Origin of the sequence: Polynucleobacter hirudinilacicola, from assembly GCF_002192535.1 — a bacterium.
Classification (GTDB): domain Bacteria; phylum Pseudomonadota; class Gammaproteobacteria; order Burkholderiales; family Burkholderiaceae; genus Polynucleobacter; species Polynucleobacter hirudinilacicola.
In genome coordinates this window covers 64000-80073 of sequence record NZ_NAIA01000003.1, presented here as the reverse complement: position 1 = coordinate 80073, position 16074 = coordinate 64000, and the positions used below count along the sequence as shown (strand labels likewise).

At 44.9% G+C, this 16074-nt stretch carries 18 protein-coding genes and 1 other RNA gene; 12 read left to right on the top strand and 7 right to left on the bottom strand.

Going from position 1 to position 16074, the window contains the following annotated elements; translation table 11 throughout:
* Positions 1-8 precede the first annotated feature (8 nt).
* Complete coding sequence (locus tag B6A14_RS04555; RefSeq protein ID WP_087909285.1) at positions 9-1805, top strand: GmrSD restriction endonuclease domain-containing protein; 1797 nt, start codon at positions 9-11, stop codon at positions 1803-1805.
* A gap of 41 nt (positions 1806-1846) precedes the next feature.
* On the opposite strand, the gene B6A14_RS04550 is transcribed toward B6A14_RS04555, so the two are convergent.
* Positions 1847-2047 carry a helix-turn-helix transcriptional regulator gene (locus tag B6A14_RS04550; protein WP_087909284.1) on the bottom strand — a complete coding sequence of 67 codons (201 nt, stop codon included), beginning with the start codon at positions 2045-2047 and terminating at the stop codon, positions 1847-1849.
* A 549-nt stretch (positions 2048-2596) separates the two neighbouring features.
* Here B6A14_RS04550 and B6A14_RS04545 point away from each other — a divergent pair.
* From B6A14_RS04545 to B6A14_RS04520, 6 genes are read left to right on the top strand one after another with little or no spacing between them, the layout of a single operon-like run.
* Positions 2597-3481, top strand: a complete 885-nt coding sequence (locus B6A14_RS04545; protein ID WP_087909283.1) for a YdaU family protein — start codon at positions 2597-2599, stop codon at positions 3479-3481.
* Positions 3471-3701 (top strand): hypothetical protein, encoded by a 231-nt coding sequence (locus B6A14_RS04540; protein ID WP_087909282.1) that lies wholly within the window; start codon positions 3471-3473, stop codon positions 3699-3701. The genes B6A14_RS04545 and B6A14_RS04540 overlap by 11 nt, the downstream gene beginning before the upstream one ends.
* Complete coding sequence (locus B6A14_RS04535; RefSeq protein WP_087909281.1) at positions 3698-4102, top strand: hypothetical protein; 405 nt, start codon at positions 3698-3700, stop codon at positions 4100-4102. Before B6A14_RS04540 ends, B6A14_RS04535 begins: the two co-directional genes overlap by 4 nt.
* 17 nt (positions 4103-4119) lie before the next feature.
* Entirely contained in the window at positions 4120-5427 is a 1308-nt protein-coding gene (locus B6A14_RS04530; protein WP_087909280.1) for a terminase family protein, read from the top strand.
* 48 nt (positions 5428-5475) lie between these two features.
* Positions 5476-7422 (top strand): hypothetical protein, encoded by a 1947-nt coding sequence (locus tag B6A14_RS04525; protein WP_201721477.1) that lies wholly within the window; start codon positions 5476-5478, stop codon positions 7420-7422.
* Positions 7397-8680 (top strand): hypothetical protein, encoded by a 1284-nt coding sequence (locus tag B6A14_RS04520; RefSeq protein ID WP_087909279.1) that lies wholly within the window; start codon positions 7397-7399, stop codon positions 8678-8680. Before B6A14_RS04525 ends, B6A14_RS04520 begins: the two co-directional genes overlap by 26 nt.
* Before the next feature lie 2 nt (positions 8681-8682).
* On the opposite strand, the gene B6A14_RS04515 is transcribed toward B6A14_RS04520, so the two are convergent.
* Positions 8683-9273, bottom strand: coding sequence for a mobile mystery protein B (locus B6A14_RS04515; protein WP_087909278.1), 591 nt, complete (start codon positions 9271-9273; stop codon positions 8683-8685).
* Positions 9267-9725 (bottom strand): mobile mystery protein A, encoded by a 459-nt coding sequence (locus B6A14_RS04510; RefSeq protein WP_087909277.1) that lies wholly within the window; start codon positions 9723-9725, stop codon positions 9267-9269. Before B6A14_RS04510 ends, B6A14_RS04515 begins: the two co-directional genes overlap by 7 nt.
* Positions 9726-10176: 451 nt before the next feature.
* Between B6A14_RS04510 and B6A14_RS04505 the strand changes: the two genes are divergently transcribed.
* The 4 genes from B6A14_RS04505 (at position 10177) to B6A14_RS04490 (ending at position 12661) form a co-directional block, all read left to right on the top strand.
* Complete coding sequence (locus B6A14_RS04505; RefSeq protein ID WP_087909276.1) at positions 10177-11223, top strand: phage major capsid protein; 1047 nt, start codon at positions 10177-10179, stop codon at positions 11221-11223.
* A gap of 10 nt (positions 11224-11233) precedes the next feature.
* Positions 11234-11611 (top strand): hypothetical protein, encoded by a 378-nt coding sequence (locus tag B6A14_RS04500; protein ID WP_087909275.1) that lies wholly within the window; start codon positions 11234-11236, stop codon positions 11609-11611.
* A gap of 175 nt (positions 11612-11786) precedes the next feature.
* On the top strand, positions 11787-12323 hold the full coding sequence (locus tag B6A14_RS04495) for a hypothetical protein (RefSeq protein ID WP_087909274.1): 537 nt from the start codon (positions 11787-11789) through the stop codon (positions 12321-12323).
* The gene (locus B6A14_RS04490; protein WP_087909273.1) at positions 12320-12661 is read left to right on the top strand and encodes a M15 family metallopeptidase; all 342 of its coding nucleotides are present in this window, start codon (positions 12320-12322) and stop codon (positions 12659-12661) included. Before B6A14_RS04495 ends, B6A14_RS04490 begins: the two co-directional genes overlap by 4 nt.
* A gap of 36 nt (positions 12662-12697) precedes the next feature.
* Here the strand turns inward: B6A14_RS04490 and B6A14_RS04485 are convergent, their stop codons facing one another.
* Positions 12698-12934, bottom strand: a complete 237-nt coding sequence (locus B6A14_RS04485) for a hypothetical protein (RefSeq protein ID WP_087909272.1) — start codon at positions 12932-12934, stop codon at positions 12698-12700.
* Positions 12935-13012: 78 nt separating this feature from the next.
* Between B6A14_RS04485 and B6A14_RS04480 the strand changes: the two genes are divergently transcribed.
* Positions 13013-13531 (top strand): DUF6680 family protein, encoded by a 519-nt coding sequence (locus B6A14_RS04480; RefSeq protein ID WP_087909271.1) that lies wholly within the window; start codon positions 13013-13015, stop codon positions 13529-13531.
* 12 nt (positions 13532-13543) lie between these two features.
* Here the strand turns inward: B6A14_RS04480 and B6A14_RS04475 are convergent, their stop codons facing one another.
* The 3 genes from B6A14_RS04475 to B6A14_RS04465 all read right to left on the bottom strand — a co-directional run bounded on the left by B6A14_RS04475 (position 13544) and on the right by B6A14_RS04465 (position 16070).
* The gene (locus B6A14_RS04475; protein ID WP_161491108.1) at positions 13544-14797 is read right to left on the bottom strand and encodes a tyrosine-type recombinase/integrase; all 1254 of its coding nucleotides are present in this window, start codon (positions 14795-14797) and stop codon (positions 13544-13546) included.
* A 161-nt stretch (positions 14798-14958) separates the two neighbouring features.
* Positions 14959-15317: a transfer-messenger RNA gene (gene ssrA / locus B6A14_RS04470) on the bottom strand.
* Between the two features lie 72 nt (positions 15318-15389).
* On the bottom strand, positions 15390-16070 hold the full coding sequence (locus B6A14_RS04465) for an HAD family hydrolase (RefSeq protein WP_087910277.1): 681 nt from the start codon (positions 16068-16070) through the stop codon (positions 15390-15392).
* Between the last annotated feature and the right edge of the window lie 4 nt (positions 16071-16074).

Below are 16074 nucleotides of genomic sequence, written 5' to 3'. Positions count from 1 at the left end.
GCTAATAAATGTCTCAAAAATACTCAGTTAATCAGCATTTGATCGAAACTCTGCTTGCTTGGGTTAAATCAGGCGAGATTGCTATTCCGGAAATACAGCGACCATTTGTTTGGGATGCCACTCAGGTAAGGGACTTATTAGACAGCTTGTATCAAGGCTACCCTGTTGGCTACATCATTGCCTGGAAGAATCCAACGGTAAAACTTAAGGACGGCACCCTATCTGAGGGTAAAAAGATATTAATTGATGGCCAGCAGCGGGTTACAGCTTTGACAGCAGCCTTACTAGGTCAGCGGGTTATCAACAAGGAATATAAATCTGTAAATATCAAGATAGCCTTTCATCCGGTTGAGGAGAGATTTGAAGTATCTAACCCAGCTATTGAGCGAGATTCCTCTTGGTTTCCTGACGTTTGCCCAATCGTGACCGGGGAATTGCGTGTAAGCAAGTTAGTTAAGGATTATTGCGAGGCAAATCCAGGAGTAGATGCCGATCTAATAGAGGACAGAATTGAGCTTCTAAAAGGCGTTACTAAAAAGCAAATTGGCATGATTGAACTAGCCGGTGATTTAGATATTGAAACTGTTACTGAGATTTTTATCCGAATTAACTCCAAAGGCGTAGTTCTTTCTCAGGCAGACTTTGCAATGTCTAAGATAGCCGCTAATGAGGATCTTGGTGGCAATGTATTGCGCAAGGCAATAGATTACTTTTGCCATCTTGCTAGGGCACCTGAATTTGCCGCGCAAATTGAAGAAAACGATAGAGAGTTTGTGGCAACGCCATATTGGCAAGCTATTAAGTGGTTAAAGCAGGATAACGAAGACTTATACGATCCTAGTTATAGCGATCTTCTTCGTGTAGCCTTCATGAGTCAATTCCCGCGCGGCAAGATTGCTGATTTAGTTGGATTGCTCTCAGGTAGAAACTTTGAGACTCGTACCTATGAGCGCGAGATTGAAGAAGATAGCTATAAGAAGCTAACTGCTGGGGTAATGGATTTTGTAAACCAAACCCATTTTCAGCGGATCCTCATGATTATTAAATCAGCGGGATTTGTAACAAACACTTTAATCCGTTCTGCAGGTGCTCTTAATTTTGCTTATGTGCTTTATCTGAGGTTAAAGGCACAATATGGCAATGACCCAAGAATTGAATCTTGGGTTAGAAGATGGTTTGTTATGAGCCTTCTTACTGGTAGATACTCTAGCTCACCAGAGTCCAGTATGGACTTTGATATACGACAGATACATTCACGACCATTTGATGAAATCCTTGCTCAAGTTGAGGCTGCAGAGCTTTCGTCAGCCTTTTGGGATGTTGGGCTTGTCCAGGATCTCAATACCTCCTCAAATAGCCGACCTTCTTTACATGTCTATTGGGCTGCTCAGTCTAAATTGGGTGATAGGGGCTTATTCTCTAAAGATATTAAAGCTACTGAATTGTTGGTTCACCAAGGAGATATTCACCATATCTTCCCCAAAAACTTCCTTAAAGGTAAAGGTAATTCGCGCGCCGAATATAACCAAGTAGCTAACTATGCCTTAACTCAGCAAGAGATTAATATCAAAATCGGAGATAAGAACCCTTCTGAATATTTTGCCCAGGCTCTTGCCCAGTGTGAATCAGGAAATCCAATATTTGGCGGCATTCAGGAGAAGGCTGACTTACTGCAAAACTTTAAAGAAAACTGCATTCCAATTGACATGGCCTTATCAGGCAACCTAAGTGACTACCCTGCATTCTTAGCGGAGCGTCGTGTGCTCATGGCTAAGAAGATACGAGATTACTATCAACAGCTCTAGTCTATTTAAAACATGAGAAATGGGGAGCGAATCCCCATTTTTTAATTATTGGATTGCTTTGTCCTTTCTCGGATAAAGGCCTGAACCTGATCAATCGTCCAGAAGGAGGAACGGCCAATCTTAATTGGCTTAGGAAACTCACCTTTCTGAACCATAAGCCAAAACTTAGATTTAGAAATCGGTATGACTTCCAGAATCTGTGGAATCCTCATCAAGGTTACCTCTGAATTTAAATTACTCATGACGACCTCCCTGACGGGCGCGCTTTATATTTTTTCGATAAACCTGCAAAGCCATTTTTGCTGAACTCATCTTCGTGTAACCGTATGAACGGTACAAACTGTAAAGCCGAATTGCTACCATCAAATTGCTCTCCATCTAGTTTTGTTATGTATCAATATGTGTGCTACTGAGAAGCAATGTAGTCAATGAAATTTTGATGGTCAATCAAATGTCAATACCCACTTTGAAGACGCATATTAATTTTTGACTACAAAAAAATATTTATTCACATAAATGCTACAAGCTAATCCAGTAAAGGGCTACAGCCTTGTCAGTATTTTCTGATGGCATGAGGAGAGCAGTGGACACACATAGATCAATTAACACTTCAAGAGGAAAAAATAAACAACCTAAATTTCTTAAAGATGGATTACAGCGAAAAAGTAAATAAATAAATTCAAAATAAATTCATAAAAAACACGTTTGACGATACGCTTTCCGATTGTTAGATTCATCTCTTGCGAAAACTATTTAGCAAGAAAAAAAGAACTACACGGAGACTGTTTTAGATGAATTACTACGAGCATCACATTGGAGATTACTCAGAAGCAACCGCCCACCTGACCTTTATTGAGGACGCAACCTATAGCCGCCTCATTCGAAAGTATTACGCCACTGAAAAGCCGTTGCCAATCGAAATGAAGACGGTCCAGCGATTAATCAATGCCAGATCAAAAGAGGAAAAAAACGCAGTTGTCTCAGTCCTTAATGAGTTTTTTACCCTTACAGACGATGGCTGGCGACAAGAGCGCTGTGACCATGAGATAGCTCGCTTTAAAGACCGGCAATCCAAGGCTAGGCGGAGCGCTGAATGGAGGTGGCAGACATCTCCAGTAGAGCAAATACTGTCAGACAGTACGCCTAACTCGGTATGCGATCGAAATGCGAACGCATTGCCAACGCAATGCTCACCAAACACCATACACCAAACACCAGTCACCAATCTCCATACTCCAAGCAAACAAAACAATGGGGGTGAAAAAGAAAAATGTCCGAACGATGATCTTGAGACAAGGCAGAAGATTGCCAATGTCTTTGCTGTTCATGGAGTAAACATCGCCACTAGGGATGAAAAGATTGGGGAAATTGCAAAGCTCATGGCTGCAGAGGAAGAAATTCAGGAGGCGATAACCCAGGCAAAAGAAATGAGAAAAAAGGCTTCAAGTTCTACCCCCATCAACCCGGGGCTAGTTCTAGCAATTCTCAAAGGAATACGAAAAAAGATTCAAGGCCAAGAAAGCTCAGAGAATGCCTGGTGGAAAACCAATGAAGGCATAGATGCTAAAGGGCGAGAGCTTGATATGAGAGCCCAAGGTTCAGAAAGCTATGAATCATTCAAGGCAAGAATTCTTATTGAGTTACGTAAGCGTAAGGAGATGGCGAATGCTGGTTAACCAAGCCTTAGCTGGAGTTGTTCATCGCCCTGATATGGAAGACTTTCCTATTGGGTCCATTGTTAAGACGCCTAGTGGGCGTGTAGGTACGGTCGTTAAGCATCGCGGTGCCCAAAGCCGACATGACTTATTCCAAAGAATCATCATCGAGTTTGAGGATCCGATAGGTGATTCAGTAGCACTTCAACCCCACCTGCTGACGATGATCAAAAAACCATGATTGAAAACAATCAAAAGAAATCAAAGGGAGGCGCAAGGGCTGGGGCAGGTCGAAAGACTGGCAGCTTAACTAAACGAACCCGTCAGATAGCCGAAGCTGTTGCAACCCAAGGTATCACACCTTTGGAAGTCATGATGAAGGTAATGCACCAACTTTATGAGGAGGCCGGCAATGTTAGCGAACAAGATCTTGGCGATAAGGAGTTGGTAAGCGAAGCCCGAATCAAACTCCTTAATATGGCAGCCACCGTTGGAAGGCATGCGGCACCTTATATTCATCCACGACTATCTGCAATTGAGCACACGGGCAAAGATGGTGCCCCGCTACAAAGTGGCGTGTTAGTCGTCCCAAGTTCCATGAGTGTTGAGGATTGGGAAAGATCCGCCCAGCCCAAGCATTAGTGCAATAAACGTAAGTCATGAAAACCATCTGGGCGCCATTGCCCGGTAGTCAGACTTTGTTTCTGACTTGTCCTGTCTACGAGGTATTGCTTGAGGGAACTAGGGGAGGGGGTAAGACAGATACCTTGCTGATGAGTTATGCCCAGCATGTGGGCAGAGGTTTCGGTGATCATTGGCGCGGAACACTCTTTCGCCTCACGTACCCGCAGCTTGCTGATGTAGTAGCTAAGAGTAAGCGCTGGTTCTATCAAATCTTTCCAGGGGCCAAGTTCAATGAATCTGACTATGTGTGGAAGTGGCCCACTGGAGAGATGTTGTACTTTCGGTATGGGGCCAATGAAGATGACTATTGGAACTATCACGGCCATGAATATCCATGGCTAGGATTTGAAGAGCTTACTAACTGGCGCAATCTGGCCTTCTACGAAGCAATGCATTCCACCTGCAGGTCATCACACCCTGGAATGCCAAGAATGGTGAGAGCTACCTGTAATCCATTTGGAGTTGGGCATGCATCCGTAAAAGAGCGATTTCAGATTGGGACAATACCCGCGGGACAAATCATCAGACAAGAGGGCGCACTACCAAGAGTGCGAATACATTCCACCATTTATGAGAACACACACCTTCTCAAAAATGATCCCAACTACCTCATGAGTCTAGAGTCACTAAGCGATCCAAACAGGCGCAGAGCCTGGTTTGAAGGAGATTGGGATATCCACGTGGGAAGTTTCTTGGAAGGCGTATGGCAGCCCTCTAAACACGTTATAGAGCCCTTCGCAATCCCACCAACATGGAAGGTATGGCGCTCAATGGATTGGGGATATGCAAGACCATATGCCGTTTATTGGTTTGCTTTATCTAACGATGGAGTCTATTACCTGTGGAGAGAGCTTTATGGATATGGAGATAAAGAAAATACCGGCACCAGGGAGGATGCAACGGTAGTTGCAGAGAAAATTAAGAAGATAGAAATTCACGACCAACGCCTTGGATATGAATATCGAATGAACTTGGCTGACCCATCTATCTTTTCCAAAATTGGAGCAGAAAGATCAATTGGCCAGATCTTTAGAGATAAAGGGGTTAAATGGACTGAAGCCTATAACGCCCCGAGAAGTAGGGTTAACGGAGCCCAAGAAATTATTCGCCTATTGGCTGAAGGAAGGCTAAAGGTATTTAGCACTTGTAAGCATTGGCTTAGAACAATTCCTCAATTGCCACCAGATTCACTAAATCCAGAAGATGTAGATACTGATGCCGAAGATCATGCTTGGGATGCAACAAGGTATGGAGTCATGCGAGCACGAAGGGTTGCAGAATAAATCCAAAATAAATTCTTAAGCTATTGCCCCTGAATTTATAAATAGGGTGTGCCCCAAGACTCTAAAGCTCTTCAACAAAAATGGAATGCCCGTATTAAATATGCGCGCACTCATTGGGCGACTTTTCATAAGCGGGTAAAACACAACCGCAATACTGTCTCTGGATTTAATTGGAACGCAGATCCTACTGGAAAAGACTTCTACAGCCTTAGAGCAAATCTCATCCATGGAACGATCTCTGCTGTACTGCCTAACGTCTATGCTCGTAACCCAGAGATCTCAATCGCCCCAGCCCATTCGGGCGCGGACATCAAACTCTTTTGCAATACCTTAGAGAAGGTTACCAATAGGGCCTTAGAGCATGCCCAACTAAAGAATCGAGCCAAGTCCACAGTAAGGGCGGCTCTTACCTGCAGTTTCGGAATCTTAAAGGTGATGTATCAAAGAGATATAGACGAGGATGCCTATATTCAGGGGCGTATTAACGACCAACAAGAAAATAGATTGGCGATTAGAGATCTTAAGCAAGATCTAGAAGATGGCAGTCAGAAAAAACACCGCGAAGAAAAAGAGATTGAACTAGAAGAGCAATTGCTAGGAATATATGAGCAATCAGAAGTCTGGTCTGCTGAGGGTATAGTTATCGATAGAGTCCTTACAGAAAACCTTCTGATTGATCCATCCGTCTGCGAGTTTTGGGATTACACCGACGCTGATTGGATGTGCCAGGTTATCCCTATGAAGCGAGCGCAGGCTGAGGCTTTATATAAAAAGAATCTCGCTAACGCTAAGATCTACCAAGTAGGCCAAAGCGAACCCTCGCACAAGAAGGCCAAGCGCTTAGCCTCAATGCAACTGGAGGCTGGACCAGTTGCAGACGACCAGCAAATTGCTGTTTTAGAAATCTGGGATAGAACTACTCAGCGTGTGTACACAATGGTGGAGGGCGCAACAGAGTGGCTACGTGAACCATATTCACCATCAAGAGCAGGTGAGCGCTGGTACCCTTTCTTCTTATTGCCTTATCAGGTAGTCGATGGGCAGTTTGTTGGCCCAAGCCTAGTAGATCTCACTGAACGACTACAGGATGAGCATAACGAAGCAAGAGATAGATTTAACCAGCATCGAGATCTCTGTATTCCTGGATGGGTTGCATCTGCCGACATTAATGAAAAGACAATTAAGAAACACTACGATTCTCGATTTGGTGAGATCACCATTGTTGATACTGAAGGCAAGCCCCTTAACCAAGTCATCATTCCTAGGGGTCACCCAAAGATAGATCCGATCGTGTATGACACCAGTGCAGTGCGATATGACTGGGAGCAAGTCACCGGTCTACAAGATGCATCAAGGTCTACCGTAGTAAGACCTAAGACAGCCACCGAGGCGAACATTCTGCAAAGAGCCTTATCAGGGCGCGTATTTGAATTCAAAGACCAGATAGAGGATTGGTTGCAAGAGATAGCGCAATACAGCGCACAAGTCCTCTTACAGGAACTGACCAAAGAGCAGGTAGAGCGCTATATGGGCGCGCCAATCACTAAAACAACTATGGTCGATGGCAAGCTCACCATAAGCAAAGAGAAAACCTATGATTGGCCAGAGCTCAGCAAAGAGCGAATCTTTGACATGGTTGACCTGCGTATTAGGGCCGGTACTACTGGAGCCCCTGATGGTATAGAGGAAAAAGAAGGTTGGCTCAAAGTTCTACCGATGGTTACCAGCCTATCTATCCAGATCCAAAACCTACAAGCAAGAGGGATGGATTACGAACATATCCGTAGTCTCCTACGCGAGACTCTCTTGCGATATGACGATCGGATCGATTCAAATCTATTTATGCCAAACGTTGCAAAACAAGCCGATGGATTCGTAGATCTTCCACATGAAATTTCAATGCATCGGCTATGGGAAATGAACGCGGATAAGCAAAGTAAACATCAACATTTAAAAGAGGAGACAGTAGATGACACAAGAAGTGAAAAACTTTAACTCTGGAGTATTAACTAATGGGGGCTCCATTCAGAGGGTACAGAGCCGTGAAGCTAAAAGAGAGGAAGAGCGTTTAAGAAAAGAAGCGGAAGAAAAGAACGCAGCTGAATCTGTTGCTCGGCGTCAAAAGGCAAAAGAAGAGCGCGCGATTGAATTAGCTGAGCAATCAAAAGCTCGGCAGTTTGCAGAAGAAGAAAAGCGAAGAAAGGCTGATGAGAAAGCTGCCCAAGATGAAGTTGCAAGACTGAAAGCAGTTGCAGATAAAGAAGTGGCCAGATTAGAAAGACAGCAAGACCTTGAGAGAAGAAATGCTGAGAGAGCTGCTGCTCAGCAACAAGATGAAGCTAGGCGTAAGAGCCTGTCTGCCGCCTTATTGGATGACTTAGGCAAAGACGCAGCCACCCAAGAGGAAGTCAGTGCCGAGGACTCTGATGAAGTGCAGGAGCCGATATTCGCACCAGTCAAAGGCGAGGTGCAAATACCGGTCGAAATCTCTTCATTTGAAGCTAAGCCAGAATCAGAGCCACTGGTAGCCCACGATATCAGTGAGTTATTGCCACCACCTACCGTCCTTACAGTTGAATCTGAGCCAGAAGCCCCTATACAGGTTGAGAGCGGCAAAGAATTAATTGAAAGAGTTCTTCATTCAACTGAGCAAGCTTCTGAAAATCAGTCCCAAGAAGTGGCGCAAACGAATCGCAGTGAAAATCGATTTCAAAAAATTATCAATACCAATCGTGAGCTTTCAAAAGAAAACGACTCTCTCAAGTCAAAGGTTGAAGATCTCCTCGATAAACTTCATGGCTATGAGATTGAAGGTGAGCTGGTAGGTAGCATCATGACCTCGGTCGATCGAAACAAGAGAGAAAAATGGCGCGAAAAGAGTGAGGCTAACTACTTAAAGAATGATCGCTGGAGTGTTATTGATGAAGCCAAGAAAGAGATCTTGAACTATCTCTCTACGCGTCATGGTGAGGTAGATTATTTGGATAAGTCACAGCTATTCCTAAAGTACATGCAAGATCCCTTCTATATGAATGTCTTCGTACAGAACCATCAAGTTTCACAATGGTGGCCTACGATAGATGCAATCTATAACGCGATTGATCTTCAGCCAAAAGACTGGTCTAAGGTAAAGCCTATAAGTTATAAACCCCAACCTATTCGGGCGAGAACGGCTACTCTAGGAGCGCCAGTAGCGAGCTCTGAAGAGCCAATGGATCGAATTGCCCAGCATCTGGGCAATATGGGAATTTAGTTTCATTGTCTAGCAAATAGCATTAAGGGCGCGATATCGCCCTTATCTGCGGCGCGTAGAGCTGATAAGTAGTTTTGGCGTGTAGTGCCTGGGGTGGCAATTGAAGTGTTCCCACCCCAAGAAAATCTTTTACCACCCAGGCTGACAATGAGAGCATCTGCTATCAAACGTGCATGACGACCATTGCCATTTGGAAACGCATGGATCAATACCAGCTGATGATGAAAACGCACTACGAGTTCATCAATAGGCATCGCCTTGTTTTCAATCTGATAGGCAGTGTTATCTAAAAGATTCTTGAGGGCAACCGCAATCTGAGTCCAATCAATGCCGATACTCTTAGCGCTCTTTCTGAATGTGCCAGCCCACTGCCAAGTTTGATTAAACATACGACTATGCAATTCACGCACCAATCCCTCATTCAAACCTTGAATGACCTTTTGACGCGCAATCCAGTCTGCCCCTTCGACAATATTTAACTCTTCCCAAGCATTTAACTCGGCTTGAGTCCTAATATGTATGGGGATGAGACCAAGAGCTTCATCCGGATCAATCGGAGTGGCTCCTGGCGCATATTCAAACTGCATCACCATAAATTCCTTCTAGGACCGTCCAAAATCTCTTTTGCCAATAATTGCAGTTGCTTTTCACTGGCGGACTTGTCTACCGACTGATCCTCAAGACTCATTGAATGAGAAATAGGGCGCAGTCTTTCACGCGCAACCGTAATGGCGCGATCTTCCAAGATTTCTTCTAAAGATTTGCGTGGCACTAAGGTGTATTGCAACTCGCAATCTAAGGCGCTCGCCAGCTTGCGTAGGCTAGCCAAGGTGATCTTTTCATCAGCCTCAGCCTTTTCGAGCTTGGTAATACTGGCAGGCGTAACACCGAGCTTGCGAGCCAATGCAGAGGCTGACATACCCAAAGATTCACGGATAGCCTTAACCCACCCATTTCCTGGGCGGCTTGGGGGGCGAGCATCCCTTAACTTAGTAAGGGCCAAATCCATTTGATGGAGTTGTAAGTTAGCGAATTTCTTGTTCATATTGATACCTATAGGTATTAATTAATATATCTAATTGTAACCTATAGGTATGAATTAATACAATAAATTGATACCCATAGGTATCAAATAGCTATAAGAAGTAGGGGTTTTAGGCTAAATAACAACGTCATTCCGTCAAGGGCACCCCAACGGGGTGGCTTGCGAACCCTTGATGGGCACTATCAAAGAAACGCTCTTTTATGCCCAAGGTGGCGCAATGACACATTGGGCATAAAGACAACTCGCGAACAACAAAAACCCCAGAAATATTCAAACCAAGCTTGCGCAGCCCCAATAATCAATACACGTAGCAAGAGTTAATAGCTTTAGCTACTGATTCATCTCACGCGTTATCGCTAGAGTCGCGCCTAGCAGCGTAGCAATGGATAGTTTCACGCCCTATCAATCAGGATGAATCTAACTAATTCATAAATACAGATAGGGGTGGCATATGCCAATTTCAAATACAGACTTGCAAGAGTTAGCTAAGGTCTCCTTAGATGAATATTTGCGCAATCTTCCAGTAGATCAAATCGCAGTAGAGAGGCCTTTTCTCAAGAAATTGATGCAAGGGCGCAAGAGCCTATTAGGTGCCAAGCAAAACGTTGTTGAGAACATTCGCAAGGAACATGGAAGTAACTTCACCTGGGCCTTTGGCGAGGAGACGGTCAAGTTCAATAAACGCAATACCACTGAGCAAGCCTCTTTCCCTTGGCGTAGAGCAGTAGATGGCCTCTATATCGACTATGACCGCTTATTTAGTAATGGCATCAAAGTACGTGAGGGTGGGGCGCGAGGCTTCCAATTGGAATACAACGAGCGCGTACAACTCATTAACTTGCTTGATGAGCAGTTAGAAGTCCTGCGAGAAGGCTTTCTCAATAAGTTAGACCTAGAGCTTCATCGCGACGGCTCGCATGGCGCAGATGCGGTAGTTGGGTTGGATAGCCTAGTCAGCCTAGCACCGGATGCTGGCACGGTGGGCGGTATAGATCGAGCCAAGGCAAGTTACTGGCGTAACTATGCAGTCAAAGACATCACATCAACCACGCCAGGTAACTTAGTGGGCGAGATGGAGACCGCTTGGCGCCAATGTATTAAGCACGGCGGTAGCCCTGATTTCATCATCGCAGGTGGTAAGTTCATTGATACCTATCGCAAGCAAGTGACAGTGACTCATATCGCCGGGTCTGGTGAAACCAAGTACATCGATGCTGGCGTAGGTGCTGGAGTAAATACAGGCCTTGCCTTTAAAGGTGTCGAAATCATCTGGGATCCCCAGTTTGATGAACTTGATGCCATGGCCAATCGCACAGTGGAGTGGAGTAAGCGCTGCTATTTCCTCAACACGCGCTTCATGAAGCTGCGAGATGACGATCTGGACATCGTTGCCCCAATTCGTCCGCATGACACGCTAGCCATGTACGCCATGGTGAACCTACGTTGTGCTTTATCCATCTCACGAGCTAATGCCCATGCGGTATTAGCGATTCAATAAGGAAAAGTAAATGAACAGAAAAGAACTCATTCATAGCGACTTCCAAATTAAAGAGGTGGAGGCGGTAGTGCGCAGGGATGCATTCACGACCATCCATGTGCACGTACCGCCATATGAGACCAATATCCTTCGTAACCTGTTTGGGCGTGAGAACGTCACGGTGTTCGAGCGCCAATCTAAAACTACGATCACTCCAGAGCAGGAGTATGACCGTCTCTGTGCCAAGTATGGTCATGAAGTCGTAGCCAAAGTCTTTGGCGAAGATGATGGTGATCGGCTAATGGAGATCGTAGAGGGTCTGATGTCTGAAAAGGTTATTCCTGAAGAGCCTCAAATAGAAAAGACTCCAGAAGTGGAGATAGAAACCAAAGGAGCCAAGAAACGCTAGTAGCAGGAATGATCACCGCTAGCGGCAGGTGTTTGGGTGCGGCTGTGGGTGCTGAAGTAACGATGGTGTGTGGGCGCGCTTAATTGCGCCCCACTGCCAACATACTAATAAATCCCCCAGGTGGCTGTGGGGCGGTGAACTTCTAAATACAAGCATCAAGAATAGAACTTATTACATGCTTCCAATCATTACCTCTCTAGTGCAAACCTTGGCCGTCAATGGTCTTGGTTTACTTGCGGGCGCAGTCCAGGCTAAGGGTAAAGAGTTCATTGAGAGCAAGATTGGCGCGCGCATTCCCGAGAATCCCAGTCATGAGGATCTAATCAAGCTCAAGCAACTTGAGATCGAGCAAGAACAGCTTCTGTTGCAATACACACTTAAGCAAAAAGAGTTAGAAATAGAAGAATCAAAGCTTCTAGCTGAGATGCATCGAGCTTCACAAGAGAACGCTACACACCGGTGGCAATCCGATATGGGTAGCGATTCCAAGCTATCGAAGAACATTAGACCGGGAACGCTGGTCTACATTCTGACGGCCTATCTACTGTTTGCATTACTTTCAGCTATGGGCATCGACATTAACGAGGCTTATGTAAAGCTCCTAGGTGAGTGGGGGCAGTTAGTCATGCTGGCTTACTTTGGCGGGAGATCAGTAGAGAAGATCTTTGAGATGCGTATGAATAGCTCAAATAAAAAAGAAGAGCAGGCATGAGTGGTTTAGTGGCAGAGCAAGCGGCATTCTTAATTGATGTTAGCCGCCTCATCCAATTTGCAACTGCAGAAGGATGGGTTATCACTGGTGGGGAACTCTGGAGGTCTCCAGAACAGCAGGAGATCTATTTCAAAAGCGGTAGATCTAAGACCATGAATAGCAATCATTTGAGACGCTGCGCTATAGACCTGAATTTCTTCTGGAATGGAAAGCTAGTCTGGGATAAAGAGCTCATTCGTACTGTAGGCGAATACTGGGAAAGCCTTGGCCCCAAGAATAGATGGGGTGGGAATTTCAAGGGGTTTGTGGATGTTCCACATTTCGAGAGAGTTGCTTGATTATTACCCCTCCTCCTCTATTTAGACATTTTTAGGTTAGCCCAAGTCTCGCACCCACTCTTTTCCAGCTTTGAGTCCAAGCTCAGCCGCTTCAATTTCCGTTTCAAATTCTGGGTTTCCAATAAGTGGGACTTGAAATTCTTCAATTCTATCTGGGTAGTGCCTTGCAATAACTAGCTTAGACGCAAATTTACCATTTCCCATAAGCTGAGGTGTGTGATGAAGAACATAAACTTCATCATCTTTTTTAACGGATTGAGACCATTTACTCATTTTTAGACCTTTGAGGTGATAACTTAGCGGAAGTAAAGTTAATATATAAAAAAATTGCAAATATATAAAGGCATTTCAATGACTATTGCTGACGGTTTAATAATTCTCGCTACTTTATCTGGCCCAATAATTGCAGTTCAGGTTACTAGATATTTGGACGATAAAAAAGAGGAGCGGGGTAGGAAATTAGCGATATTTAAAACCCTGATGGCAACCCGTGCTTATACCGTTTCAAATGCCCATGTAGAAGCTCTCAATAGAATTGATCTAGAGTTTTCAAGCAAGATAGATAGCGAGCGAGAAGTAATTTCTAAGTGGAAAGAATATCTAGATCTGCTTGGTGATAAAACTATCTCTGCAGAACAGTGGGGTATGAGAAGGATTGATTTACTTGTAGAGCTTTTGAGTGCAATGGGAAAATCCCTCGATTATAAATTTGATAAAGTGCATATTAAGAATGCCACTTATTCACCGCTTGCACATGGAAAATTAGAGGAAGAGCAGCAGGCAATTCGGACTAAAACTATTGAAGTTTTAGAGGGTACCCGCTCTCTTTCTATAAAAGTGGAAAGTCCACCAGAGAAGCCGCAAAGCTAATTGAAGATTTCATTATGCAACCTTCCTCTGTAGCTCAATAACCTCAGCACCATTCTGAGCCTGAGTTAGTTTCTCGCCCCACCATTTGTAAAGACCAACTCGTTGTGTAAATCGTTCGCCACGGTCATAGGCCCTTACAACCTCATTCCCATGAGCATGATCGAGTGCTAGCTCAACAACATCTTGCTCAAACCCATTATCTCTGGCTAGGGTGGAGAAGGCGCTGCGCCAGCCATGTGGCGCATGCTTTCCTGACATATTGAGTGTTACCCGATAAGCTTTCTCTAGACTCTCACGACTAATGAATTGATTGCCTGTCGGCGATGGAAATACATAACCTTTTCTTCCAAAAAGTTTTCCCCATTGTTTCAACTCTGCAGTAATTTGTGGGCCTAGAGGAATTCGATGATCGCCAATACGTGTGTGATCTTTCATCTTCGCGCGAGGTATTACCCAGATCGGAATATCTGCATCAAGATCAAACTCTTTCCACTCAGCCTGCACAACGTTACTAATACGCGTTGCACTAAATGCGAGAAGGCGATGAGCAGCTCTCACTGATGGTGAAAGACGCGCAGCTTCTGCTGCGCGTAAGAGGGCGCCCAAAGAATTCCAATCAAGTAATGCAGGCATGTGACCATTAGTTTTCTTTCTAGGAAGAATTTCTTTTACGGGCGCGGCAGAATTAATTTCACATAAGCCTTTTGCTTGCGCATAACGAAAGACGCCATTCAAGTGCTGCAAAATTCTTGTGGCGGTTTCCAGAACATCTCGCTTATTGATTGTTTCAATAGCCTTAGCGATGACAGAAGGGGTGATGCTTTCAATGGGAAGTTCGCCCAGGGCTTTATAAATATCCCTCTCAAATGCCCTTTTAGACTTGGTATGGTGGGTTAGGCTCCATTCTTTCTCCTTCATAGCGAACCATTCCTCGGCCACAGCCCTGAAGGTACTCTCAGAATGGGCTGCCGCCTGGGCCATTGTTATACGCCTAGCAACTACGGGATCGCGGCCCTTATTCAGTGAAGCTTTAACTTCCTTTAGCTCAAGTCTTGCCTGAGCCAAACTGCTCTGAGGATACGTACCGATGGTGTAACTTTTTTCTTTGCCTTCAATGCGATATTTAATTCGCCATGAAGCAGTTTTGGCACGAGTGATAAGTAGATAAAGACCTTGTCCATCTGCAAGCTTGCTGCCAATAACTTTGCGGGCGATAAAACTTTTAATCCCTTTATCCGTAAGCTTTCCAGACGTACCCCCAACCATGTTTTTTATCCAGTTCGATTTTGCTTGAATACCCCCAATAATACCCCCAGAGGTTTTGGCTAGAGCTGGATTTAGAAAGACCATGATGGCCTTGCGGGCCTTTATCCATAAAGAAAAACGCCACCCTGGTGGGTGGCGTTGGACTGTTACATACTTCAAAATGGTGGAGTCGGCGGGAATCGAACCCGCGTCCGCAAATCCTCCACAACAAGTTCTACATACTTAGTCATATCATTTAATTTAATCAGTTAGGCACAGATTGACACGTTCCTCGCTGACGATTCACTAAATTTTCGTACTATCCCTCGTGACACGAAATAGTCTTATCTCTTGTAAATGACCCTGATGTAGCTTGCGCTACCTGACCCAAGAGAGAATCAGTTCAGGGGCAACCGCAATTAAGCGGCTAGTGCGTAACGTTCGTCGTTAGCAGTTATTACATTCCCATTGATTTACGAGATAACGGGTCCTCGGTATGCCCTTGATGCTTTGTAATCCACGTCGAAACCATGTCGACCCCGGAGTTCATGCATAGGAAACTCCATTTTAAAGCCGCTAGCCTTAAATTGCCGAATATCTTTTGGAAGTGTTGTTATCCCCTATTGGGGAAGATGATTTGCAATAAATCGAGAGGGTGATTAATGATGTAATCGGCTCCCCAGAGCGTAGGGGGCTCTTTGCAGCCGCAGTAACCGTATGCGGCAGCAACTGTGAGCATGCCAGCAGCTTTACCTGCAATCACATCGCGAATGTCGTCACCTACATAAATTGATTTTTTAGGATCAATGTTGGCAATTCTGGCAGCGTGCAAAATCGGTTCTGGATGCGGTTTTGAATAAGGCGTTGTATCGCCAGAAACTGTTGAAACAGCTCTTTGACGTAAACCCATGAGATCAGTGAGTGGGTTAGTGAAACGTTCACTTTTGTTAGTCACGATTCCCCAGGGAAGATTTGCTTTCTCCATTTGCTCTAACAGATGATCTGCCCCCTCAAATAATGTACTGTGGACGAGGAGTGCATTCTCATAGTTTGTATAAAACTCATCCCGTAGTGAGATGAAGTCAGGGTGATCAGGAGTGATGCCAAAAGCACCCTCTAGAAGACCGCGTGCGCCAGCAGAAGCATGGGGGCGCAGAACCTCATAAGGCTTGGGAGCTAGATTGCGAGCTACCAGTAGTTGATTGGTAGCGGCAACCAAATCAGGCGCTGTATCCGCTAAGGTGCCATCTAAGTCAAAAAAGACGCCATGATAGGGGCTTGTTGCATTACTCACGCCA

Excerpts from the sequence above, each read along its gene's own strand:
- B6A14_RS04495 (WP_087909274.1), top strand. The coding sequence starts at position 11,787 with ATGCTTCCAATCATTACCTCTCTAGTGCAAACCTTGGCCGTCAATGGT.
- B6A14_RS04500 (WP_087909275.1), top strand. The coding sequence starts at position 11,234 with ATGAACAGAAAAGAACTCATTCATAGCGACTTCCAAATTAAAGAGGTG.
- B6A14_RS04490 (WP_087909273.1), top strand. The coding sequence starts at position 12,320 with ATGAGTGGTTTAGTGGCAGAGCAAGCGGCATTCTTAATTGATGTTAGC.
- B6A14_RS04550 (WP_087909284.1), bottom strand. The coding sequence starts at position 2,047 with ATGAGTAATTTAAATTCAGAGGTAACCTTGATGAGGATTCCACAGATT.
- B6A14_RS04520 (WP_087909279.1), top strand. The coding sequence starts at position 7,397 with ATGACACAAGAAGTGAAAAACTTTAACTCTGGAGTATTAACTAATGGG.
- B6A14_RS04530 (WP_087909280.1), top strand. The coding sequence starts at position 4,120 with ATGAAAACCATCTGGGCGCCATTGCCCGGTAGTCAGACTTTGTTTCTG.
- B6A14_RS04485 (WP_087909272.1), bottom strand. The coding sequence starts at position 12,934 with ATGAGTAAATGGTCTCAATCCGTTAAAAAAGATGATGAAGTTTATGTT.
- B6A14_RS04510 (WP_087909277.1), bottom strand. The coding sequence starts at position 9,725 with ATGAACAAGAAATTCGCTAACTTACAACTCCATCAAATGGATTTGGCC.
- B6A14_RS04545 (WP_087909283.1), top strand. The coding sequence starts at position 2,597 with ATGAATTACTACGAGCATCACATTGGAGATTACTCAGAAGCAACCGCC.
- B6A14_RS04540 (WP_087909282.1), top strand. The coding sequence starts at position 3,471 with ATGCTGGTTAACCAAGCCTTAGCTGGAGTTGTTCATCGCCCTGATATG.
- B6A14_RS04535 (WP_087909281.1), top strand. The coding sequence starts at position 3,698 with ATGATTGAAAACAATCAAAAGAAATCAAAGGGAGGCGCAAGGGCTGGG.
- B6A14_RS04555 (WP_087909285.1), top strand. The coding sequence starts at position 9 with ATGTCTCAAAAATACTCAGTTAATCAGCATTTGATCGAAACTCTGCTT.
- B6A14_RS04515 (WP_087909278.1), bottom strand. The coding sequence starts at position 9,273 with ATGGTGATGCAGTTTGAATATGCGCCAGGAGCCACTCCGATTGATCCG.
- B6A14_RS04475 (WP_161491108.1), bottom strand. The coding sequence starts at position 14,797 with ATGGTTGGGGGTACGTCTGGAAAGCTTACGGATAAAGGGATTAAAAGT.
- B6A14_RS04480 (WP_087909271.1), top strand. The coding sequence starts at position 13,013 with ATGACTATTGCTGACGGTTTAATAATTCTCGCTACTTTATCTGGCCCA.
- B6A14_RS04505 (WP_087909276.1), top strand. The coding sequence starts at position 10,177 with ATGCCAATTTCAAATACAGACTTGCAAGAGTTAGCTAAGGTCTCCTTA.